Consider the following 22283-nt stretch of genomic DNA (forward strand, 5'->3'; position numbering starts at 1 on the left):
GGGCCTCTGCGGCGCGACGGTGCCGAGGCGGGACTGTCTCGGGAGAGGCTGCTGCGCGCTGGCTGCTCGCTAGCTGCGGCGGCGGCGGCGGACGCTGCCGGCCACCAGCAGCACCATCAGCACGAAGGCGATGGGAAAGCAGAACCAGGCCAGTCCCAGAAAGCCGGCCCACACCTCGGTTCCGGCCATGGCACCGGCCAAAATCACGCCCAGGCTGCCCAAACCGGTCAACAGCGCGACGACGGCGGCAAGGACCAGCACTCGGTGCAAAGCACCGGACTCGGCGGGGCGGGACGCATTGTGGGCGGGGACGGTTGCGGGCATAACACCAGATTACAGCCGCCATTCCGGGGGCTAATTCCGGGCGCTCACGCCACGAGCGGAAAGCGGTGGGCAACGGGCTCGGCAGTCAGCGGAACGCGATAACCTAGAGACAGACTTTCCCCGATTCGGCGCGGTCGCATGTGCGACCGCTGTGCTACCGGCGGGGCCCATGGTAAGAACGCAGCAGCGTGCGGTACCGCTGCATCATGAAGCAGAACGAGGTAAGCAAAGTGCCCATCGGCAAAGTCAAGTGGTTTGACACGGATAAAGGGTTTGGATTCCTGGCCAGCGAGGACGGACAGGAAGTGTTCCTGCACGCCTCGGCGCTGCCGGCCGGCGTCAAAGACGTCAAGCCAGGCACCCGGATGGAATTCGGCATAGCGGATGGCCGGCGTGGCCCCTCCGCGCTCTCGGCGCGCATCCTCGACGCCGCTCCCTCGGTGGTCCGGGCGACGCGCAAGCCGGCCGAGGACATGGCCGTGATCACCGAAGACCTGATTAAGCTGCTGGACGAGGTCTCCAACGGCCTGCGCAGGGGCCGTTACCCGGAGCGCTCCCACGCGTCGAAGGTTGCAGCGGTGCTCCGCCGCGTGGCCGACGACCTGGACGCGTAGAGCGGCCTCGATGACTGAAAATATGACCGACGCCGGCGCTGAGACGGTTGACGAGGGGCAGGCCGTCGCCGACGAGCCGCAGGCCGAGGCGGCGCCCCGGCGTCGTCCCGCCAGGCGCGCTCCGAAATTGGACCCCGTGTTGGCCGCCGCGGTGGACCGTGCGCGCGACGGTGTGCTGGAGATCGCCCCGTCGGAGCAGATCGGTGCACACGTCGGCACGTTTGCCGACGGCGACCGCCTGGTCACCCACCGGTTCGAGGCCCAACTGGCGGGCTACGCGGGCTGGCAGTGGTTCGCCACGCTGGCCCGGGTGCCGCGGGGCAAGGAAGCAACTGTTTGCGAAGTGGGCCTGCTTCCCTCCGAGAAGTCGCTGCTGGCGCCCGAGTGGGTGCCGTGGGCCGACCGGGTTCGGCCCGAAGAAGCCGCGGCTGCGGCGGAAGCAGAGGCTGCGGAGCGCTCCGAGGCTGCCGCTGCAAACGATGAGGCAGACACGGCGGACGGCACCGAGGCAGCTCCTGCCGATGATGCGGCAGCGACGGCTCAGACCGAGGAAGCCGCGGACGACGTAGCGGCCGCGGACGGGACCGAGGCCGCTCCTGCCGACGATGTGGCAGCAACGGATCGGACCGAGGCAGACGATTCCGGCGTAGCCGCGGACGGCGTGACTGCAGCCGAGGACGTGCGCCCGGCCACTGAGGACTCAGCCGACGGGAACGGCACCGAGGCCTCCGGCATCACCGCGGCCGAGGCATCCGACATCACCGCGACCGAGGACGGCGCCGAAACTACGTCCTGACGCGACCCATCGACGAGGCAGGTATGCAGCCGGAGAGGCGGTAAAGCGTGTTTCGTTCACTGAGGTTGTTCAACTACCGGATCTGGTTCATTGGAGCTTTGGTCTCCAATATCGGCACGTGGATGCAGCGCACGGCGCAGGACTGGCTGGTCTACGACATTTTGACCGAGCAGGACGCCGCTGCCATGGGCATCGTCATGGCTCTGCAGATGGGACCACAACTGGTCATGGCTCCCTGGGCCGGGCTGGTAGCCGACCGCTTTGACCGCCAAAAGCTGCTGATGGCCACCCAGATTTCGATGGCCCTGCTGGGCCTGGCGTTGGGGTTGATGGTGATCGCCGACGTCGCCCAGTTGTGGCATGTCTACGCTTTTGCCCTGGCGCTCGGCATGGTGACGGCGGTGGATGCGCCGGCACGGCAGACGTTCGTCTCGGACGTGGTGCGCGACGATTACCTGCCCAACGCAGTGGCGCTGAACAGCACGTCCTTCAACCTGGCCAGAATGGTCGGGCCGGCCATTGCCGGTGTGCTCACCGTCGCCATTGGTCCCGGACCGGTATTCCTGATTAACACCGCCACCTTCGCGGCAATGATCGCGGCGCTGCTCGCCATCCGACGGCAGGAGCTTCACCTGCGGGAGAAGGCCGCCAAGGGACGCGGGCAGATCCTCGAAGGCTTCCGGTATGTGAAGCAGCGGCCCGACCTCGTGGTGGTGCTCGCCGCCATCTTTATCATCGGTACCTTCGGCCTAAACTTTTCCGTCTTTGTCGCCTCCATGGCGCGGACCGAATTCGGCGGACATGCCGGCGATTTCGGTTTGCTCTCCTCGGTCATGGCCGCGGGTTCGGTCACCGGTTCGCTGCTTAGCGCACGGCGTGACCGGCCGCGGCTGCGCTATATCTTCGGCGCGTCGGTGGCCTTCGGCATCGCCTGCACTGTGGCAGGGCTCGCCCCCACGGTTTGGCTTTTCGGGCTGGCGCTCGTGCCGGTCGGCGCTGCCGCCATCACGATCATGACCAGCGCCAATGCGTACGTGCAGACCACGACTGCTCCCATGATGCGCGGGCGCGTCATGTCTTTGTATATGGCCATCCTGATGGGCGGAACCCCGATCGGTGCGCCTCTGGTCGGTTTGGTGGCCAACAGCTTCGGCCCGCGCTGGGGGCTGGGAGTGGCCGCGCTGTCCGGCGTGGCCGCCGCCGCGATCGGGATCGTGTGGGCCTGGCGTGCCCACCACATGCGTCTGCGCTTCGACCGCTCTGCGGCCCGGAAACTCACCATTACCTACGGCGTGCCGGACCGTCGCGCCTAAAAGATTCCGAGGCCGCAGGCGCCCCACGCACCCGGCATTTTCTGCTGAGGTTACGGCATTCTCCGCAAGCGCCCCCGACATTTTCTGCTCGTGCCGCGGGAAGCTCAGAATGGGGGTGGTGCGTTGGGGTCAGTGTTGTCGTCGGGCAGTTCGATGCCGCCGAGCGTACGTTTTGGTGGTTGGTCGCCGGGCTCGATGGCATCGCGGTCGATGGCGTCGCGGGTGGCTGCGTCTCCCGCGGCGGGTGCGGCGTCGGTGTTCTCTTCGCTTTCGCCGCTAGATGCCGCTTCCGTTTCCTTCGGCCGGGGCAGGAGGGCGTCCCAGCCCTCGTCCGGGTAAGTGGTCTTGCGGTGGCCGGTGCGCGTGGTCCACGTGATCTGACCGTGTGGCCCGGCCTGGGCCTGGATGTGCCCGCCGGTCTTCGCCGCGTGGTGGGCGCTGCACAGGCACTGCAAGTTTTCCGGCACAGTTGGCCCGCCGTCGTCCCAGCCGCGGACATGGTCGATCTCGCAGTATCTGGCCGCGCGGCGGCAGCCTGGGAAGCGGCAGTGCCGGTCCCGGACACGGATCAGGCGTTTGAGCCATTCGGGCGGAGTCCGCAGTTTCCGGGCGGCCGCGATCGCCTGGCCGTGGTCGTCGGTGAGCACCGGCAACCAGGACCTGGCCAGCTGCGCCAGCTCCCGTCCCATGTCTGCCGGGATCGGCCCGTGCCCGGCCAGGTCCCCGGGCTCCTCGCCCAGTCCCAGCAGCGTGGCCAGGGGCACCGTGACCAGCAGCGCCGGCCCAGCACCGCCGCAGTTACCGCCGCTGCCGCTGCCGGGTGCGGTCCGGGTACCTCCGCCGACCGGGGCCGGCGGAGGGGCCGCAACAGTGCCGTTCCCCACGGAGTCTTCAGCGAACCTGCCGCTTCCGCTGCCGGCTGGTGCCAGTGCCGCGGCCGGTTCTGTCGGTGCCGCGGCCGGCTCCGGTGCTGCCGGTCCCGCGTCTTCCGCTGCATCCGTGTTCGGGGTGCAGGTCCGGCCGGTGCGGCCGGGGAGCATGAGGTCAGAGAACACGTCGGCGCGGAGTTGGGGCAGGGTCCTGGTCTCGCCTGGGCCTTGGAGGGAGCGGGCTGTGGCCTGGATCCGGTCGAAGACCAGATGCGCCTTGTCCGCGCCGGTGCGGATCCACAGTTCGGCCATCCCGTCGTCCTGGTCGGTCAGCTGCACGTCCCGGGACTCGTTGGCCCGCCGGTGCCGCTGCGCCAGGGATTCCGGGTGCAGCCGGTCCCGCATCCGCCGGGCACGGGACCGCACCGTATCCAGTGTGACGTCCCCGGCGCCGGGCAGCACCGCGGCCTCAAAGTCCGGCAGGCATTCGGCCGGCAGGTCCGCGCAGCCGCGGGCCAGCGCCTTCGCCCGCGGCAAGTCCAGGTCCCCGCGGCCCATCGCCTCGAGAGTGCCCGGCAGGTGCGTGCAGATCTGCCGAGCGTCGGCCAGCATGGCCCGCGCCGACGCGTCACCGGTGCACAGGTGCGCCGAGATCTCCTGTGGCGCGAAGCGGGAAAAGCCTTCCGGGTCCCGGTCCCCGCCAGCACCGGGACGCAGCCGGGCGAAGCGGTCCAACGCCTTCACCCGGCAGGACTGCACCCACGCCTCCACCCGCCCCGCAGCCAAAAGGTAATCCATGGTCTGCACGTCATCCAGCTCCGCCGGCTCCATCACCGCCAGCAAACCGGCCAGCACGGCAGGCACCCCCACCCCGCCCTCGGGCATCACAGGCTTACCATCGGCGTCCTCCGGCACCACGGGCAGGCCTACCCCTTCCTCGGTGGTCCCGGCCGTCGGCTGTCCGGTGCCAGATCCCTGGGATGCTCCGGGATCCTCGGGCATGGCTGGCTGCCCGCCGCCGTTGGCTTCGGTCGGCGAGGGAATCTCTGCAGTGTCGGCCGCCTCGGCGGCGGCAGACGCGTCAGGGTCAGCGGCCGCGGGAAATAGTTCGGCGCGATCAGGTTCGATACCATAACGCCGGAGCAGTGCCTCTGCCACCACGTGCTGCAGCAGCGCTTCCAGCAGGGAATTGTCCGGACGCGAAGGCACGCCAAGGTCCATCACCAGTTCCTGTCCGGGAACCGGGAACCGAAGCTCGTCGACCTCGCCCTCCATAGCCACACGCTACCGGCTGCCTCCGACAGTTTAGGGGCGAGCATTCAGGCTCGCTGGACGGCGGGACGACGCTGGTGGGACGCAACGCTGCCGGCGCCATCGTGCACAGGCGAGCTGCTGAGCTGCTGACGCACGCCACTGACGCACGCCAATGAGGCACGCCGCTGACGCGCGCCGCTGACGCGCGCCGCTGACGCGAGCTGCTGACGCGCTGCTGACGCGCGCCGCTGACGCGCGCCGCTGACGCACACTGCTAACGCACACTGCTAACGCACACTGCTAACGCACACTGCTAACGCACGTCGCTGTCGCTCACCGCTGGCGCAACGGTCTAGGCAACGCTGCCAATGCAAAAGGTCCGGCCGCCGCGAACGGAAGCCGGACCCTTGCGAACGACGCGAGGTCGGGGGAGTCAGCCCTTGAACCGGTCCACCACGTAGTCGATGCAGGCCAGCAGTGCGCTGACGTCCTCCGGCTCCACGGCGACAAAGGTGGCGATGCGCAGCTGGTTGCGGCCGAGCTTGCGGTACGGCTCCACGTCCACCACTCCGTTGGCGCGCAGCACCTTGGCGACCGCTGCGGCGTCAACAGACTCGTCGAAGTCCACCGTCGCAATGACGTTCGAGCGGTGCTCCGGGTTCGCCACGTACGGGGTCGCCACGGCGGAAGCCTCCGCCCACTGGTACACCCGTCCTGCCGAATCGGCGGTCCGGGCGGAAGCAAAGTCCAAACCGCCGTTGCCGTTCAGCCACTCGATCTGGGCGTTGAGCGTGACCAAGGTTGCCAGCGCGGGCGTGTTGTAGGTCTGGTTCTTCAGCGAATTGTCGATGGCCGTTTCAAGATTGAGGAAGTCCGGAATCCAGCGGTCGGTGGCGCCGATCCGGGCGGCCCGTTCCAGCGCTGCGGGGGAGAAGACGCCCAGCCACAGGCCGCCGTCTGACGCGAAGTTTTTCTGGGGCGCGAAGTAGTAGACGTCGCTCTGGGCGACGTCGACGTCGAGCCCGCCCGCGGCGGAGGTGGCGTCGATGAGGACCAGGGCGCCGTCGTCGGCACCCTCCACACGCTGCACCGGAGCCGCCACGCCGGTGGAGGTTTCGTTCTGCGCCCACGCGTAGACATCCACGCCGGCCTCAGCCCGCGGCTCCGGCCGGGAGCCGGGTTCCGAGGTGATGATGCTGGACTCGGCCAGGAACGGAGCCTTGTTGGTGGCCGCGGCGAACTTGGAGCTGAACTCCCCGAAGGACAAGTGCTGGGCCTTCTGCTCGACCAGTCCGAAGGTTGCAACGTCCCAAAACGCCGTCGAGCCGCCGACGCCGAGGATGACCTCGTAACCCTCCGGCGCCTTGAAGAACTCCTTGAGCCCTTCGCGGACGCTGCCCACCAGATTCTTCACCGGTGCCTGGCGGTGCGACGTGCCCAGGAGGTTCTTGCCGGCGGCGACCAGGGCGTCGACCTGTTCCGGGCGCACCTTGGACGGCCCAGCGCCAAAGCGCCCGTCTTTCGGCAGCAGGTCGGCGGGAATGCTGATGGACTGGGTATCGCTCATGAATACCTTTCCTGGCGTGGTGGCAATGATCTCGATGGCGGTTCGCCGTTGAACGCCCGTTTCATTCTGCCTCAACGCCGAGGGCCGCCGTTAGTTGCAGTGGGCATTGTTGCGTTGGCCGCTCGGCGCGTCAGCCCGCGGCGAAGCTGCCGGGCCGGCAAGGAAAACAGGCTAGGCTGGGGAGGGGAAAACACCCTCATGCATGCTGCTAGAGCAGCCTTTTCACCGCGCCGAGGAGCAAGAAGCCATTGACTGATCTCATCGACACTACCGAGATGTACCTGCGCACTATCCTCGAGCTCGAAGAAGAGAACATCGTCGCGCTGCGCGCCCGGATCGCCGAGCGGCTGCGCCACTCGGGTCCGACCGTGTCGCAGACGATCGGGCGGATGGAGCGGGACGGACTCGTGGTCGTCACCGGCGACAGGCATCTGGAACTGACCGAGCTGGGCCGGCGAAAAGCCACCGAAGTGATGCGCAAGCACCGACTTGCCGAGCGGCTGCTCTCCGACGTCATCGGACTGGACTGGGCCTACGTGCATGACGAGGCCTGCCGCTGGGAGCACGTGATGAGCGAGCGGGTGGAGCAGCGGCTCTACGAACTGTTGGGCAGGCCGACGGTTTCGCCGTACGGCAATCCCATCCCCGGCCTGGAAGCGCTCGGGGGCCAGCCGGCCGAAGAGTTCACCACCGGCGTGCTCAATCTGGCGCAGGCCATGGGCGGCTACACGTCCGACAAAGAGGTGAGCATCGTCAGGCTGGCGGAGCCCATCCAGGTGGAACCGGAACTGCTGCTCCAGCTGGAAGAGGGCGGTTTGAAGCCGGGAGCAAGCCTTCAGCTGGAGACCGCCGGCGAGTACATCTCCGTGCGCGTGCCGGGGATCGAAGGGGCCTTGGAACTGCCTCCGGAAGTTGCCGCGCACATCTTTGTATCAATGCGATGAAACGTTGACCCTTGAAAACACGCACCCCGGATAACGGATTTATTACTTTCGGGGAGTTTTACGTATAGTTGACCCGGGCATCGAGACATCGATTCCCACACCCTTCGCAAGCCGAACCCTGTCGGCGGAGGCGTGTATCCGTGAGACAGGGGCGGAGGACCCACCAAGCGGCAGTTTGTTCGCTGCCTTGGGGTGAAGCCGCAGCGGGCAAAGCCTCGGTGAATCGTTCCACCGGCGCTCTGTGCGGTGTGGCCGAGTTTTCTCTTGACTCGAATCCGACAGCTAACTTCGCAGGCGCTTTGGGAGAGGTAACAGAATTTTGGCAGGACACAAAGCCTCGGGACGGCGCCGTTCAACCGCCCCGGCCGAACACTCACGCCCTCGTGCCGCAACGCCCGGCCGACGCCGCGCCCAGCCGGCGCCGTCTCCGGTAGCAGCAGCCGCGCGCGACGTCGGGCATAAGACAGCGATCGTTGCAGCCGCCTCCGGGATGGCCCTGACCGTGATGCTGCCGACGACGGCCGGCGCCACCGCCGACGCCCCGCAGGATGCCCCGGCCGCCAGCAGCATCTCCGCCGCCACCGAAGCCCGGCTGACGTTCGAGCGTGCCGGCCTGACCAGCAAATTCGACCCGGACACGAAGCTGAAGCAGGTCATGGTCGCCTCGGGCAGCAATGCCAAGGTCGTCAGCAGCGAAGGCTCCCTCTCGCAGCCGATGGACGAGCTGACCATGACGTCGCCGTTCGGCTACCGCGTCAGCCCCATCACCGGCTACGCCGGGGAGCTGCACACCGGCCAGGACTACGGAGCAGCCTGCGGCACCCCCGTCCACGCAGCGGCCGGCGGAACCGTCGTCGAGGCGGGCTTCCAAGTCGGCGGCGGAGGTAACCGGATCGTGGTGGACCACGGCAACGGCCTGAAGACCACCTACAACCACCTGAGCACCATTGACACGTCCGTCGGTGCCACCGTGCAACGCGGGGAGATGGTGGGCCAAAGCGGCACCACCGGCGCCTCAACTGGCTGCCACCTCCACTTCGAAGTAATGGTCAACGACAAGCTGGTGGACCCCACCGGCTGGCTGTGATGAACACGCCGTAATCGGAACGTGACACATCCCGCAAATTGTTATAAGGTTTCACCCGTGCCCGTCGTCAACAGGCTGGCACCTTCGGGCGGAATGCCGAACTCTGCCGTCGCCCGAAGTTCGTTCGCACCGAATCGCATGGCAGAGGCGGGGGAACCACTTCCCGGACATCGCACGGTGTCCTTGGGGTAAAGCCGACCAGGCCCGGGCCACCAGCCCGCAGCCTGCCGGCCGGATGAACTCCCATCCGAACCCGACAGCTCACTTCGCAGGCATTTGGGAGAGGTACAGACCGTGTCCAAGAGCATTACTGCGGGCCGCCATCGTGCGACCCCCGTCCGCACGAGCCCGCTTGAGACGATTTCCAAGGCTGTGTCCGCGAATGCGGGAACCATGGGACGTCAGGGTGCCGTGATCGCCGCCGCTACCGGCTTGGTTCTGACCGGTACCATCCCGGCCCAGGCTGTCAGCGCTGACCGAGGGGTCGAGGCCCCGGCCCGCGTGCAGGTGGAAGCCGTGCAGGCCTCCGCAGCCGTGAAGCTGACCTTCGAACGCGCGGGGATCACCTCCACCCCCGCGCCGGAGCCGGTTGTCCAGGCCGTCTCCAACGAAATCAACCCCACGACCGGCAACGACGCCGGGTCGAACGAAACCAAGACTGTCAAGAAGGCCGGCGAGGCTGCCGCCAGCGGAGCCGCCGGCGCCATCGTCGCGGCCGCCTACGGACAGATCGGCGTCGCCCAGGACTGCACGGCCCTGGTCGAGAACGCCCTGCGCGCGGCAGGCTTCGCGGTGGGCGACCTCGCCCCGGCGCAGTTCTTTGCCTACGGCACACAGGTGGCCACCCCGCAGCCCGGCGACATCATCTACTACGCCAACGGCGGTGCCGGCGTGGCCCACGTGGCCATCTACGTCGGCAACGGCCAGGCGGTCCACGGCGGATGGGCGGGCTACAGCACTGTTCTGGGCAGCGCCTACATCGGCTCCGGCCCGGTCTTCATCCGTCCGGCAGGCTAGCGCTTCCTGTCACGGCCTTCTCGCGGCGCGTCCTTCGGGGCGCGCTGCGGGCGTTAAAAACGGCGCGCGGAGGACCTGGGTGGAATCGGTGCGCGGGTGCGGCGCGCGGAGGACCTGGGCGGAATCGGCGCGCGGACACAGCGCGCGGCAGACCTGCCCAGGAGTGGCGCGAAGAAGGGGTCCGGTCGGCGCGCGGAAGACCCGTGCGCGAAGTCGGGTCCGGAGCCGCGCGGAACCTCTGCTCGGAAACGGGCGCGGATGACCCGTTCGGAAGACCCGCGCGACAACGGCGCTTGGAACGTGCGCGCAGCCCCGAAACGCACGGTGCACCCTTCGTACCAGCCCCGTCCCGGAACCGTCTGGCAGCAGGGCTCCGACGGCTGTCGTAATCAAAACATCACCACGCCGTGATCAGAATGTGACAATGCGTGATTGATCGTATACGCTCTAACGCGTGCCAGTTGCCAAACGGCTGGGACCTCCGGGTGGATTGCCGAGCTCTGCCACCGTCCGGAGTCCGTTCGCAAAAAACTTCGCGGGCAGAGGCGGGGGAACCAATTTCGGGTTCCGTACAGGAACCCTTGGGGTTAAGTCGCCAGCACTCTCAGGCAATGCCGGGGAGGGCTGCGGCCGGATGCACTCCCATCCGAATCCGACAGCTCACCTCGCAGGCATTGGGAGAGGCCTTTAACGTGTTCAATGACACCGCTACGGGGCGCCACCGCGCCGTTTCCGTCCGCACCAACCCGCTGGAGACGATTTCCAAAGCCGTCTCGTCCAATGCCGGATCCATGGGTCGCTCGGCAGCCGTGATCGCTGCCGCGTCCGGACTGGCCCTGACCGCCGCGGTTCCCGCGCAGTCAACCTCCATCGAACGCACCGCATCCACGGTGTCCGTACCCAGCCGCGTGCAGGTGGACACCGTCCAGGCTTCGAGTGCCGTCGAGCTGACCTTCTCGCGTCCCGCCATCAAGTCCACTCCGGCCCCGGAGCCCGAGCCTGTCGTCGAAGCCGTGGCCGAGGAAGTGGCCCCGGTCGTCGAGGAGGCCGCAGACACCGCCCAGGGTGCCGTCCAGGCCGCCGCTCCCGCGGTCGAGGTCAAGGCAGCCGCCGCGGCTCCCGCAGCCAAGGCAGCGCCGGCGAAGGCCGAAGCTTCCGCCAGCGGCGTGGCCTCCACGCTGGTGTCCTCCGCATACGGCCAGATCGGCATCTCGCAGGACTGCACCGCCATGGTGGAGAAGGCGCTGCGCGCCGCCGGTTTCTCGGTGGGCGACCTCGCACCCGCACAGTTCTTCAGCTACGGCACCCAGGTTTCCACCCCGCAGCCGGGCGATCTGCTCTACTACTCCGACGGCGGAGCAGGTGTTGCGCACATCGCCATCTACGTGGGCAACGGCCAGGCCATCCACGGCGGCTGGACCGGTTACACCACGGCACTGGCCAGCGCGGACGTCGGATCCGGCTACGTAGCCATCCGCGTCAACTAGGCACAAGCCTTCCCGGTCCGCAGCGACCGTCCCGCCGGCCCCGGTGCACGCCCAGCGCGCGCACCGGGGCCGGCGGCGTTGTCGGGAGGCCAGACGCCTGCGCGGACTGTCTCGTCACGGCCCAAGGTGAACCCCGCGGGTGCCCGCCGCCGCGCCGCCGGACCGCCCGCCGGACCGCCCGCCGGCGCGCCGCCGGACCGCCCGCCCCGCGCCGCCGGACCGCCCGCGGCGTCATTCCGACGGCCCGCGGGCAGCGAAAAAGTTAGCGCGGAACGCACTCGCCGTCATACTCTTTGACTGTCAGTGCAGAAAATCCAGTCCCGGACCGGGATCTGAAGCACCGGTCGGGTTGGCCAGACCTAGAGGAATGTGCATGCGCACACTCGTTCTGAATGCTGGTTATGAACCCCTGGCGGTTGTCACCTTCCGCCGGGCGCTGCTTCTTGTGCTCACCGGCAAAGCCAGCGTAATCGCCGAAGACGGGGACCCCGTCGTCGGCCCCAACGACATACTGGGCCGCCCCTCGGTCATCCTGCTCAACCGCTACATTAAGATGCCGTACAACAAGGACACCGCGGTGACCCGCCGCGGCGTCCTGCGCCGCGACAACCACCTCTGCGCCTACTGCGGGAAGACAGCCACCACGGTGGACCACGTCAAGCCCCGGTCCCGCGGGGGAGAAGACAGTTGGGAGAACCTGGTGGCCTGCTGCCTGCGCTGCAACAACGCCAAGGGCGACCGCACGCTGGCCCAAATGGGCTGGAGCCTGCGCTTCACGCCCCGGCCGCCCAGCGGCGCCCGCTGGCGGATCCGCGACCTGGACCGTCCCGCCCCGGCCTGGAGCCAGTTCCTCGACACCCATACCGCCGCGTGACCGCTCCGCTTTTCGACGCCGTCGTGCTGGCCGGCGGCCGGTCCTCGCGTCTGGGCGGCAGCCCCAAGGCACTGTTGCGGCTCGAGGGATCCACCCTGTTGCGCCGCACGCTGGAGGCCGTCCGCGGGGCCCGGCGGATCTCCGTCGTCGGCCCCGACGACCTGTCCGAGGAAGTGGAAGCTTTCCGCCGCGCACTGGTCCCGCAGCCGCTGCGGCTGACGCTCACCCGGGAGGACCCGCCGTTCTCCGGCCCGGCAGCGGGCATCGCGGCGGGGATCCAGGCGCTGTTGCGGGACGACGACGGCGGGGGCTCCGCGCGGGCGCGGGACGACGACGGCGGTGCCTCCGTGCGGGCGCCGTTCACGCTGCTCTTCGCCTGCGACATGCCGATGCTGTCCGGGCTGCCGGAATTGCTGCTGCGCCACGCCGTCAGCCGGCCGGAGGCCAGGCTCTGGATCCCGGTGGACGCCGACGGCAAACAGCAGCCGCTGGCTTGCTGCGCGGACAGCACGGCGCTGGAGGCCGCGGTGCGGAACGCCGGGGGAGCAGCCGGGTTGGCCGGCCAGCCGGTCAGGCGGCTGCTCGGCGGCCTGCCCGCCGCGGAAGTCACGCTCGAGGGCCCGTCAGGGGGCCACACCTCCGATGTCGACACGTGGCAGGACGCGGGCCGCTTTGGCATTGTTCGGCCTGCGCCGTAGCCTGAAACAAACGTTGTACTTGCCCGCACCGGGCGGATCGGAGGCCATTGTGTCCGGAGCGGCCGAAAAGCTCTCCCCCTTCGTCAGCGAACTGCTCCAGGCGCTGGAAATCGAAGACACGCCCGTTGACATCGACGCCGTGCTGGGGCTCGCCGGCGTCGCGGCGCACAGCGTGATCCGCCCGGCGGCGCCCCTGACCACCTTCGTGGTGGGCTACGCGGCCGGCCTGGCGGCCGCCACCGGACAGGCAACACCTGAGGTGGCCATGCGCGCCGCCTCCCGCGTGGCCGACGAAGTGGCGCGCCGGCACGGCGCAGTGCAGGAGTGAGTGGCTCCGGACTGCGCTGGGACGACGCCCGCAGAGCCGCCTATGCCGCGGGCCGGGACGCGGGGCGGCCCGATCTCTCGAAGGTGGAGTTGGCCGCCTGTGCCGGCCGCACGCTGGCCCGCGACCTGCCGGCGCTGGTGCCGGTCCCGCACTACGCTTCCTCCGCCATGGACGGCTGGGCCATTGCCGGCACGGGGCCGTGGCAGTTGGTGCCGGCCGGCAGCGCCCTGCGGCCGGGGCTGGCCGCCCCGGTAGTCACCGGCGGCCTGATCCCCGACGGCACGGACAGCGTGCTGCGCAGCGAATGCGGCACCGCGGCGACTGGCCGGCTGCAGCTGTGCGCGGGGACCGACGCGCGGGAACTGGCCCCCGGGCGGCACATCCGCCCGGCCGGCGAGGAGACCGCCGCCGGCGCCGTCGTGGTCTCCGCCGGCACCGTGCTGACCCCGGCGCATCTGGCCGTCGCGGCGGTGTGCGGCCACGACGCGCTCCCCGTTGCCCCCGTGCCGCAGGTGGCCCTGCTGCTCACCGGCGACGAGGTCGTCACCTCGGGCATTCCCGCACCGGGCCGGGTCCGGGACACGTTCGGGCCCACGCTGCCGGCCATCATCGCCCGGCTCGGCGGCCAGGTGGTGGACAGCCGGCGGCTGCCCGACGACTTCGCGGCCACCGCGGAAGCCATCGCCGGCTGCGGCGGCGACGTCGTGGTCACCACCGGCGGAACGGGCCACTCGTCGGCCGATCATCTGCGCCGGGTGCTGGATGCGGACGCGGCCACGATCCTGGTTCCGTCCGTCCGGATGCGTCCGGGGCATCCGGCGCTGCTGGCCCGGCTGGCCGACGGGCGGCTGCTGGTGGGCCTGCCGGGCAATCCGCTGGCCGCCATGATGGCGCTGCTGACCCTGGCGGCTCCGCTGCTGGCCGGGATGACCGGCCGGCCGCTGGCCCCGCTGCGCACCGTGCCCGCCGGAACAGCCATGCCACCGCTGCACGACCAGGACCGGCTGGTGCCCTACGGCCGGTCGCCGGATGGCGGTGCCGTCCCCGCGGACCGCATCGGTTCGGCGATGATGCGGGGACTGGCGGCCGCTGACGGCGTGATGGTGGTGCCGGCCGCCGGCGCAGAACCCGGCGAGCAGTTGCCGGCCCTCGAGCTGCCCTGGTAAACGGCGCTCCCAGCGCGCAGCCGGCCCCGCCCGCCGCGCCCGCCGCGCGCAGCCGCGTGGCTGCCTTACCCTTGTTACAGGCAGTAGAGGAGAACTTCATGGGCCGCTTGACGCAGCGCCGCAAGGTGCTCAAACTCAGTCTCGATGCGCCGCCGCGCCGCCGCGAGGACGTGATGGCGGTGGAAGAGCCGCTGGAGATCCGGCTGGCCGGCCGCGCCTTCTCCATCACCATGCGCACCCCGGGCGACGACTTCGACCTGGTGGCCGGCTTCCTGGTCTCCGAGGGCGTCATCTGGTCGCCCGAACATCTCGTCTCGATGCGCTTCTGTGCCGGCGAGGACGAGGACGGGCGGCAGACCTTCAACGTGGTGGAGGCCCAGTTGGCGCCGGGGGTGGCGCTGCCGGATCCGCGGCTTGACCGGCAGGTGGTCACCAGCAGCGCGTGCGGCATCTGCGGCACCGCCTCGATCGACGCCGTGACGAAGCGCTCGCGCTTCCCGCTGCACCATGACGACGGCGGAGCCTCCCCGGGCGCGGACGGCACCGGTGCCGGCGGCGAAGTGCCGCTGGAGATTCTGCTGCAGTTGCCGGACCGGCTGCGCGAACGGCAGCAGGTGTTCGAGCGCACCGGCGGCGTCCACGCCGCTGGGCTGTTCAGCGTCGCGGGCGAACTGCTCTGCCTGCGCGAAGACGTGGGCCGGCACAACGCGGTGGACAAGGTGGTGGGTTGGGCGCTGCGCGAGGGGCGGCTGCCGCTGCGCAACACGGTGCTGCAGGTCTCCGGGCGCGCCTCGTTCGAATTGGTCCAGAAGGCCTATCTCGCGGGGATCCCCGTCCTGTCGGCCGTGAGCGCGCCGTCCTCGCTCGCCGTCGAGCTGGCGGAAAAGGTGGGACTGACGCTGGCCGGCTTCAGCCGCGGCCGCAGCATTAACGTGTACGCCCACCCGGGGCGGGTGGGCGCCGCCGTCGGGAATTTCGTGTGAGACGCGCCGGGTGAGTCGGGGAACCGGTGTGAGCCGGGATACATTAGGGGCATGACTCGTCCGGCACCCGTGAATGACATTGATGAAAGCACCCTGAAGGTCAAGGAACCGAAGAAGGTCGCCGCCGGTATTCCGGCGGTGAAGGTTGCGTTGGAGCGCGGCATCGAACAGGCCGGCGTCTCCCGCACCGCCCGGTCGCTGCTGCGGATCAACCAGCGCGGCGGCTTCGACTGCCCGGGGTGCGCCTGGCCCGAATCCATCACCGGTCCGCGCAAGCCGGCCGAGTTCTGCGAAAACGGCGCCAAGGCGGTGGCGGAGGAGAACACGAAGCGCACCGTCACGCCCGAGTTCTGGGCGCGCCACTCCATCGAAGAGCTCTCCACGAAGACCGAGTACTGGCTGGGCCAGCAGGGCCGGATCACCGAGCCGGTCATCATCCGTGAGGGGGAGACGCACTATTCGCCGATCTCGTGGGCGGACGCGTTCAGCCTGATTGGCGAACGCATCAGGGCCACGACGCCGGACCGCTGCGTGTTCTACACCTCGGGCCGGACCGCCAACGAGACCGCGTTCATGTACCAGCTGTTCGCACGCTCGCTGGGCACCAACAACCTGCCGGACTGCTCCAACATGTGCCACGAGTCCTCCGGCAGCGCCCTGAACCCGACCATCGGCATCGGCAAGGGCACCGTGTCGCTGGAGGACATCCACCACTCCGAACTGATCTTCGTGGTCGGCCAGAACCCCGGGACCAACCACCCGCGCATGCTCTCCGCGCTCAAGGAGTGCAAGGACAACGGCGGCACCATCGTGGCGGTGAACCCGCTGCCCGAAACCGGCCTGATGGCGTTCAAGGACCCGCAGTCGGTGGACGGGCTGCTGCGCGGCGGCACCGCGCTGGCCGACGAATTCCTGCAGATCAAGGTGGGCGGGGATCTCGCCCTCTTCCAGGCGCTGGGACACCTGCTGCTCGAAGAAGAAGGCCGCGCCCCGGGCACCGTCGTGGACAAGGCATTCATCGACGCGAACACCGAAGGTTTCGAGGAGTACGTCGAAGCCCGCCGGCACGTCGACTGGACCGAAACCGAGAAGGCCACCGGGCTGTCGCGGCTGGAGATCGCCAAGGTCGCCGGGCTGCTGGCCAAGTCCAAGGCCACCATCATCTGCTGGGCGCTGGGCCTGACCCAGCAGCCGCACTCGGTCGATACCCTGCGCGAAATCGTGAACCTGCTGCTGCTCCAGGGCAACTTCGGCAAGCCCGGCGCCGGTGCCTGCCCGGTCCGCGGCCACTCCAACGTCCAGGGCGACCGCACCATGGGCATCTGGGAGAAGCCCAAGGAGTGGCTGCTGGCGGCGCTGGACAAGGAGTTCGGCATCGCCTCGCCGCGCGAGCACGGCGTCGATTCCACCGAGGCGATCGACCGCTTCCACGAGGACAAGGTCGACGTCTTCGTCTCCATGGGCGGCAACTTCGCGCTGGCGAACTCCGAGACCGAGCTGCTCGAGAGCGGGATGAAGAAGGCCGGCCTGACCGTGCATGTCTCCACCAAGCCCAACCGCTCCCACGTGGTGCACGGGAAGACGTCGCTGATCCTGCCGACGCTGGGCCGCACCGACCGGGACGACAAGCACCCGAAGGGCGCGCAGTTCCTCTCGGTGGAAGACTCCATGTCCGTCGTCCGGTCCACGCAGGGCCGGCTGGAGCCGGTCAGCGAGCACCTGCTGGCCGAACCGGTGATCATCGCGCGGATGGCCCAGGCCACCTTCGGCGACGACCACCCGGTGGACTGGCGGGCGATGGCCGAGGACTACGACGTGATCCGGGACCACATCTCCCGCGTGCTGCCGGGGTTCGAGGACTTCAACACCCGGATCCGGAACAAGAGCGGCTTTGTGCTGCCGAACCCGCCGCGCGACACGCGCTCCTTCGCCACCGACATCGGCAAGGCGCGGTTCACGGTCAGCCCGCTGGAGTACCTGGAGGCGCCCGAGGGACACCTGATCCTGCAGACCATCCGCAGCCACGACCAGTACAACACCACGTTCTACGGCCTGGACGACCGCTACCGGGGCATCTCCAACGGGCGGCGGGTCATCCTGGTGCACCCCGACGACCTGGCCGAACTGGGCTTCGCCGACCGCGACGTGGTGGACGTGATCAGCACGTTCAAGGGCACCGAGCGCCGCGCCGACGAGTTCCGCCTGGTGTCCTACCCGACGGCGCGGGGCTGTGCGGCCGCCTACTTCCCGGAGGCCAACGCGCTGGTGCACCGGGACCTGGTGGCTCGGGAGTCCAACACGCCGGGCTTCAAGGCGATGACGGTCCGCTTCGTCCCGCACGAGGAGAAGCAGCTCAGCTGACGCCGGGCGGCGCCGGGTGGCGCCGGGCGGGCGGGGGCGGCGCCGGTCCTGCACTCGTCAGGCCGGCGCCCTTCGCCTGCCCACCCGCAATTCCGGACAGCTTCCGGCCGCATGGCCGCTGGCAGGAACACCAGGGCGTGCGGATTGGTTCTAGGGTGGCAGTAGCACCATCAGCCGTTAGGAGCCATCATGTCCATGGAAGGGGCAGCCTGGAGTTCGCTGTACCGGCTTTCGCACTCGAAGGAGCAGAAGTCCTTCTCGCGGGAGACTGTCCGCCGGACCTTTGCGTTCGCCGCGCCCTACAAGGGCAAGATTGCTGTCTTTGTGCTGCTCTCCGTCGTGACCGCCACGCTGGCCGTCGCCACGCCGGTTCTCGCCGGCCGGGTGGTGGACGCGATCGTGGCCAAAACCGGCGTCGAGGTAGTGGTCTGGCTCGCCGTCGTCATCGCCCTGGTGGCCATCGCCGACGCCGGGCTCAGCATGGTGACCCGGTGGATTTCCTCCGGGCTGGGCGAGGACATCATCCTGGATTTGCGCACCGCCGTATTCGACCACGTCCAGAAGATGCCGATCGCCTTCTTCATGCGCACCCGCACCGGCGCGCTGGTCAGCCGGCTGAACAACGACGTCATCGGGGCGCAGCGTGCCTTCGCCGGAACGCTCTCCGGGGTGGTGAGCAACCTCGTGGCGCTGATCCTCACGCTGATCGTCATGCTGAACACCTCCTGGCAGGTCACCCTGCTGGCGCTGCTGCTGCTGCCGGTGTTCCTGCTGCCGGCCCGCCGGATGGGCAGCCGGCTCGCCGAACTGCGCCGGGAGACCGCCGACCACAACGCCGCCATGAGCACGCAAATGACCGAACGGTTCTCCGCACCCGGGGCCACGCTGGTCAAGCTGTTCGGCCGGCCCGCCGACGAATCCCGCGAGTTCAAGCTCCGGGCCCAGCGGGTGCGCGACATCGGCATCAAGACGGCGGTGATGCAGTGGGTGTTCGTCACGGCGCTCACCCTGGTGTCCGCGCTGGCGCTGGCCCTGGTCTACGGGCTCGGCGGTTTCTACGCCATCATCGGCCAGTTGGATCCGGGCGAGGTGGTGACGCTGGCGCTCCTGCTCACCCGCCTGTACGCGCCGCTGACGGCCCTGGCGAACGCCCGGGTGGAGATCTCCAGTGCGCTGGTCAGCTTCGAGCGCGTCTTCGAGGTGCTGGACCTGAAGCCCCTGATTACCGAAAAGGACGACGCCGCTGCGGTGCCGCCGGGCCCGGTCTCCGTCGAGTTCAAGGACGTGCGGTTCGCCTACCCCTCCGCCGACAAGGTGTCGCTGGCCTCGCTGGAGGAGGTCGCGACCCTCGACGCCCGCGGCGGCGAGGAAGTGCTGCACGGGATCAGCTTCCGGGTGGAGCCGGGCCAGACGGTGGCGCTGGTGGGCTCCTCCGGGGCCGGAAAATCCACCATGGCCCAGTTGTTGGCCCGCCTGTACGACGTGGACTCCGGTGCCGTCGAGCTATCCGGCACCGATGTCCGTGACCTGAGCTTCGAGGCGCTGCGCGGAACCATCGGCATGGTGACCCAGGACGGACACCTGTTCCACGAGACCATCCGCTCCAACCTGCTGCTGGCCCGGCCGGAGGCCAGCGACGACGAGATATGGGACGTTCTGCGCCGCGCCCGGCTGCAGGACCTGATCCGTTCCCTGCCGGACGGCCTGGACACCATGGTGGGGGAGCGCGGCTACCGCCTCTCCGGCGGCGAACGGCAGCGGATGACCATCGCCCGGCTGCTGCTGGGCCATCCCCGGGTGGTGATCCTGGACGAGGCGACGGCGGCCTTGGACTCCACCAACGAAGCCGCCGTGCAGGCCGCGCTCAGCGAGGCACTCGAGGGGCGCACCGCCGTCGTCATTGCCCACCGGCTGTCCACCGTGCGCTCCGCCGACCGGATCCTGGTCATTGAGGGCGGCCGGATTGCCGAGCAGGGCACGCACGCTGAACTGCTGGCCTTGGAGGGCCGCTACGCCGAGCTGTACCGGACCCAGTTCCTCAGCGATACCCCGGTGGCCGGTTTGGCCTGACTGCGGCGGTCCGGCCCGCGCCGGGAGGGTGGCCGCGTGGCGGGTGTGGTCCGCCCGCTCAATGACTAGAGTTGCTCTGGGTCCCACACGTCGAAGAAGTGGAAAGCGGGTGCAATGCAGCGCGGAACCAACCTGGGCCGCCTGGGCGGCTACAACCAGGCCGTGATCCTTAACGCCATCCGACGTGCCCGCGGGGGAATCGCCCGGGTGGAACTGGTGGAGAGCACCGGGCTGTCCCCGCAGACCATCTCCAACGTGGTGCGCCGGCTGGTGGACGAGGGCCTGGTGCGCGAGGACCGCAAGACGGTCAGCGGGCCCGGAAAACCGCGCACGGTCCTGCAGCTGGAACTTTCCAGCCGGCTCGCCATCGGCATCCACCTCGACCCCGTGGTCATGACCCTGGTCATGCTGAACCTCGACGGCGAGGTGGTTGCGCGTGCCCGGCACGATGTTCCCGCCGCCGGGCAGCCGGACGGGATGGCCGCCGCGATGGCCGCGGCCACGGAGGCGCTCATCGCCGCTTCCGGAATCGAACGCCACCGCATCCTGGGCATCGGGCTGGCCGCGCCCGGGCCGATCGACGCGGTCGAAGGGATGGTGGTGGATCCGCCGATGATGCGCGAGTGGACTTCGGTGCCGCTGCGCGAACCCCTGCGCGACCTGACGGGCCTGCCGGTGCTGATGGACAAGGACACGACGGCCGCGGCGGTGGCGGAACTGTGGGCCAGCGAACGGCGGGAGCCCGAGAACTTCGTGTTCGTTTACCTGGGCACGGGCCTGGGCGCCGGCATCGTGCTCGACGGACAGGTGCTGCGCGGCGCCTCCAGCAATATCGGGGAGATCGGCCATTTTCCGGTGGAGGCGGAGGTCCCGCCGTGTGACTGCGGGAAACGCACCTGCGTGGGCATGGCGCTGAACTTCGGCACGCTGTTCCGGCAGGCCATGGAGGCCGGCATCTTCCCGGCCGGCGCCGAGCTGGGGGACCGCCATCAGGCCACCGAAAGGATCGTCACGCTCTGCCGCATGGCCAGCGAGGGGGAGCCGGCGGCCGCGGCGATCATCGGCCGGGCCGCCGGGTTGCTGGGCGGAACCGTGGGGCAGGTGGCCAACATCCTGGACGTGGACCGGGTCATCTTCGGCGGCCCGCTGTGGGACGGATTGGACGAGCTCGCGCTGCCCATCCTGCGGGAGGAAATCAACAAACGGTTCGTCTCGCGGGCGATCCACGAGGTTGACGTGGTGTCGTCCCCGCTGGGCTTCGAGGTGGGGGCCATCGGCGGCGCCTGCCTGGTGCTGGATGACGCGCTCTCGCCCAAGGCCAGCGGGCTGATCCTGGGCGGCTAGCCGGGACGCGGGCAGGGGTGCGGTTCACACAGCGACGTCGGCGTCATCGGACCGGGCCGCCGCCCTGACGGGTTCAGGAGTTGCTTTATTAAATCCAATCGATTTAGATATATGGTGACGGCAGTGCCTGGAGTGCTCACGCTTTGGGAAAATGAACGGTCCCTTCAGCGGCTCACGTGCTTCAGGGGAACGGCTCGGCCGTCGGCCAACAGGCGGCGGGAAGATACTGCTGGCTCCGGCGAACGGGAAGAACCGGAACCAGCGGTCCCAGCTGACGGGAATTCCTGGCCGCTTTGGTGGAAGGCACTACAGCCGGCTACCGTCTGTGCTTCCGTGGGGGGTTGCACAGGCGGCGGTCGGCTGCCCTGGTTAACGGGCCGGGCGCGGCCGCCGCATTTCGCCGACAGGGCCGGCGGTGAAGTGCCCCCGGGCAGATTCGAACTGCCGACACCCGCTTTAGGAGAGCGGTGCTCTATCCCCTGAGCTACGGGGGCAACGCCAAAAGCTTAGCTTAAACGGCGCCGCCCGCCGGTGCGGCGGCCGGGCCTCCGGCAGGCCGGGGTTTACGCGTGAAGACCGCGACGACGGCGGCGACCAGGCTCAGCCCGAACAGGACGGACTTGGCGACAGTGAGGAAGCTCGCCAGTGACGCGTCGCCGACCGGGTCCGTGGCCAGCATGGCGTCGACGGCGAGGTTTTCCCCCAGATCCGCTGCCACGTAAAGCACGACGACGGACCAGGCGAGCCAGCGCCAGCCGAGGCGGCGGATTTGCTGCCCCAGCAGGATCAGCCACGTGAAGCCGAACATCAGCGGGAAGATGGTGTCGGCTGTCTTGTGCCAGTAGTTGTATTGCCCGGCACCGTCTTCGCCGAACGCGGTGCGCACCTGCTGGACGTACTCGGTGGAGTATCCGCCGATGAGCGTGTCCGGCATGGCCAGCCCCCCGGTCAGCTGGGAGAACTGCGGCATCACCAGCAGGAACGAGTAGCCGAACAGAAAGGCCGAGGCCGCGGCCCCGGCGATGACGATCAGGTTCGCGTTGCCGGCAGCGCGCTGGGGCGACCGGGTGCTGCCGGGAACGGCAGGCCTCGCGGCGGCGCTGCTGCCGGGGGCTGGGGCCGCCGCCGCACCGTGTTTCTTCGCGCGCTGTGCTGGGGTTTTGGACATACAACCATTATGCCGGGGC

19 protein-coding genes, 1 tRNA gene and 3 riboswitches are annotated in these 22283 nt (G+C 69.1%); of the genes, 15 read left to right on the forward strand and 5 right to left on the reverse strand.

The window, feature by feature from the left end:
• Positions 1–69 precede the first annotated feature (69 nt).
• Positions 70–324, reverse strand: coding sequence for a hypothetical protein (locus tag AC5RTY_RS16490; RefSeq protein ID WP_494073372.1), 255 nt, complete (start codon positions 322–324; stop codon positions 70–72).
• Positions 325–554: 230 nt separating this feature from the next.
• Here AC5RTY_RS16490 and AC5RTY_RS16495 point away from each other — a divergent pair, with 230 nt between their 5' ends.
• Genes AC5RTY_RS16495 through AC5RTY_RS16505 form a run of 3 tightly spaced genes read left to right on the forward strand, consistent with a single transcriptional unit; the run spans position 555 to position 3047 of the window.
• On the forward strand, positions 555–938 hold the full coding sequence (locus AC5RTY_RS16495; RefSeq protein ID WP_494014722.1) for a cold-shock protein: 384 nt from the start codon (positions 555–557) through the stop codon (positions 936–938).
• A gap of 10 nt (positions 939–948) precedes the next feature.
• Complete coding sequence (locus AC5RTY_RS16500) at positions 949–1734, forward strand: DUF3027 domain-containing protein (protein WP_494139954.1); 786 nt, start codon at positions 949–951, stop codon at positions 1732–1734.
• A gap of 47 nt (positions 1735–1781) precedes the next feature.
• Entirely contained in the window at positions 1782–3047 is a 1266-nt protein-coding gene (locus AC5RTY_RS16505; protein ID WP_494139955.1) for an MFS transporter, read from the forward strand.
• A 104-nt stretch (positions 3048–3151) separates the two neighbouring features.
• On the opposite strand, the gene AC5RTY_RS16510 is transcribed toward AC5RTY_RS16505, so the two are convergent.
• Both AC5RTY_RS16510 and serC read right to left on the reverse strand, forming a co-directional pair.
• A complete protein-coding gene (locus AC5RTY_RS16510) occupies positions 3152–5191 on the reverse strand; it encodes an HNH endonuclease signature motif containing protein (protein ID WP_494139956.1) in 2040 nt (679 codons plus the stop codon).
• Between the two features lie 412 nt (positions 5192–5603).
• Positions 5604–6737: a phosphoserine transaminase gene (gene serC, locus AC5RTY_RS16515; RefSeq protein ID WP_494139957.1), complete on the reverse strand. Its 1134-nt coding sequence runs from the start codon at positions 6735–6737 to the stop codon at positions 5604–5606.
• Between the two features lie 248 nt (positions 6738–6985).
• Here serC and AC5RTY_RS16520 point away from each other — a divergent pair, with 248 nt between their 5' ends.
• From AC5RTY_RS16520 to AC5RTY_RS16575, 12 genes are all read left to right on the forward strand, one after another.
• Complete coding sequence (locus AC5RTY_RS16520; RefSeq protein WP_494139958.1) at positions 6986–7681, forward strand: iron-dependent transcriptional repressor DtxR; 696 nt, start codon at positions 6986–6988, stop codon at positions 7679–7681.
• Between the two features lie 99 nt (positions 7682–7780).
• Positions 7781–7994, forward strand: a riboswitch (cyclic di-AMP (ydaO/yuaA leader).
• 177 nt (positions 7995–8171) lie between these two features.
• On the forward strand, positions 8172–8768 hold the full coding sequence (locus AC5RTY_RS16525; RefSeq protein ID WP_494001766.1) for a M23 family metallopeptidase: 597 nt from the start codon (positions 8172–8174) through the stop codon (positions 8766–8768).
• 117 nt (positions 8769–8885) lie between these two features.
• Positions 8886–9058: riboswitch (cyclic di-AMP (ydaO/yuaA leader) on the forward strand.
• A gap of 103 nt (positions 9059–9161) precedes the next feature.
• Positions 9162–9785 carry an NlpC/P60 family protein gene (locus tag AC5RTY_RS16530; protein ID WP_494026290.1) on the forward strand — a complete coding sequence of 208 codons (624 nt, stop codon included), beginning with the start codon at positions 9162–9164 and terminating at the stop codon, positions 9783–9785.
• Positions 9786–10304: 519 nt separating this feature from the next.
• Positions 10305–10473, forward strand: a riboswitch (cyclic di-AMP (ydaO/yuaA leader).
• 4 nt (positions 10474–10477) lie between these two features.
• A complete protein-coding gene (locus AC5RTY_RS16535; protein WP_494014677.1) occupies positions 10478–11272 on the forward strand; it encodes an NlpC/P60 family protein in 795 nt (264 codons plus the stop codon).
• A gap of 373 nt (positions 11273–11645) precedes the next feature.
• Positions 11646–12146 (forward strand): HNH endonuclease, encoded by a 501-nt coding sequence (locus AC5RTY_RS16540; protein WP_493979388.1) that lies wholly within the window; start codon positions 11646–11648, stop codon positions 12144–12146.
• Positions 12143–12844, forward strand: coding sequence for a molybdenum cofactor guanylyltransferase (gene mobA / locus AC5RTY_RS16545; RefSeq protein WP_494139959.1), 702 nt, complete (start codon positions 12143–12145; stop codon positions 12842–12844). Before AC5RTY_RS16540 ends, mobA begins: the two co-directional genes overlap by 4 nt.
• Before the next feature lie 49 nt (positions 12845–12893).
• Entirely contained in the window at positions 12894–13172 is a 279-nt protein-coding gene (locus AC5RTY_RS16550) for a DUF6457 domain-containing protein (RefSeq protein ID WP_494014674.1), read from the forward strand.
• Positions 13169–14338, forward strand: coding sequence for a molybdopterin molybdotransferase MoeA (locus AC5RTY_RS16555; RefSeq protein WP_494139960.1), 1170 nt, complete (start codon positions 13169–13171; stop codon positions 14336–14338). Before AC5RTY_RS16550 ends, AC5RTY_RS16555 begins: the two co-directional genes overlap by 4 nt.
• 98 nt (positions 14339–14436) lie before the next feature.
• Entirely contained in the window at positions 14437–15321 is an 885-nt protein-coding gene (gene fdhD / locus AC5RTY_RS16560) for a formate dehydrogenase accessory sulfurtransferase FdhD (protein WP_494139961.1), read from the forward strand.
• A gap of 51 nt (positions 15322–15372) precedes the next feature.
• On the forward strand, positions 15373–17682 hold the full coding sequence (locus AC5RTY_RS16565; RefSeq protein ID WP_494139962.1) for an FdhF/YdeP family oxidoreductase: 2310 nt from the start codon (positions 15373–15375) through the stop codon (positions 17680–17682).
• Positions 17683–17871: 189 nt separating this feature from the next.
• Positions 17872–19752, forward strand: coding sequence for an ABC transporter ATP-binding protein (locus AC5RTY_RS16570; protein ID WP_494100873.1), 1881 nt, complete (start codon positions 17872–17874; stop codon positions 19750–19752).
• Positions 19753–19866: 114 nt separating this feature from the next.
• Positions 19867–21096 (forward strand): ROK family transcriptional regulator, encoded by a 1230-nt coding sequence (locus tag AC5RTY_RS16575; protein ID WP_494139963.1) that lies wholly within the window; start codon positions 19867–19869, stop codon positions 21094–21096.
• A gap of 421 nt (positions 21097–21517) precedes the next feature.
• Here the strand turns inward: AC5RTY_RS16575 and AC5RTY_RS16580 are convergent.
• A tRNA-Arg gene (locus AC5RTY_RS16580) sits at positions 21518–21590 on the reverse strand.
• 17 nt (positions 21591–21607) lie between these two features.
• The gene (locus tag AC5RTY_RS16585) at positions 21608–22264 is read right to left on the reverse strand and encodes a hypothetical protein (RefSeq protein WP_494001756.1); all 657 of its coding nucleotides are present in this window, start codon (positions 22262–22264) and stop codon (positions 21608–21610) included.
• Positions 22265–22283: the final 19 nt, after the last annotated feature.

It is taken from the genome of Arthrobacter sp. Y3224055 (assembly GCF_059090825.1).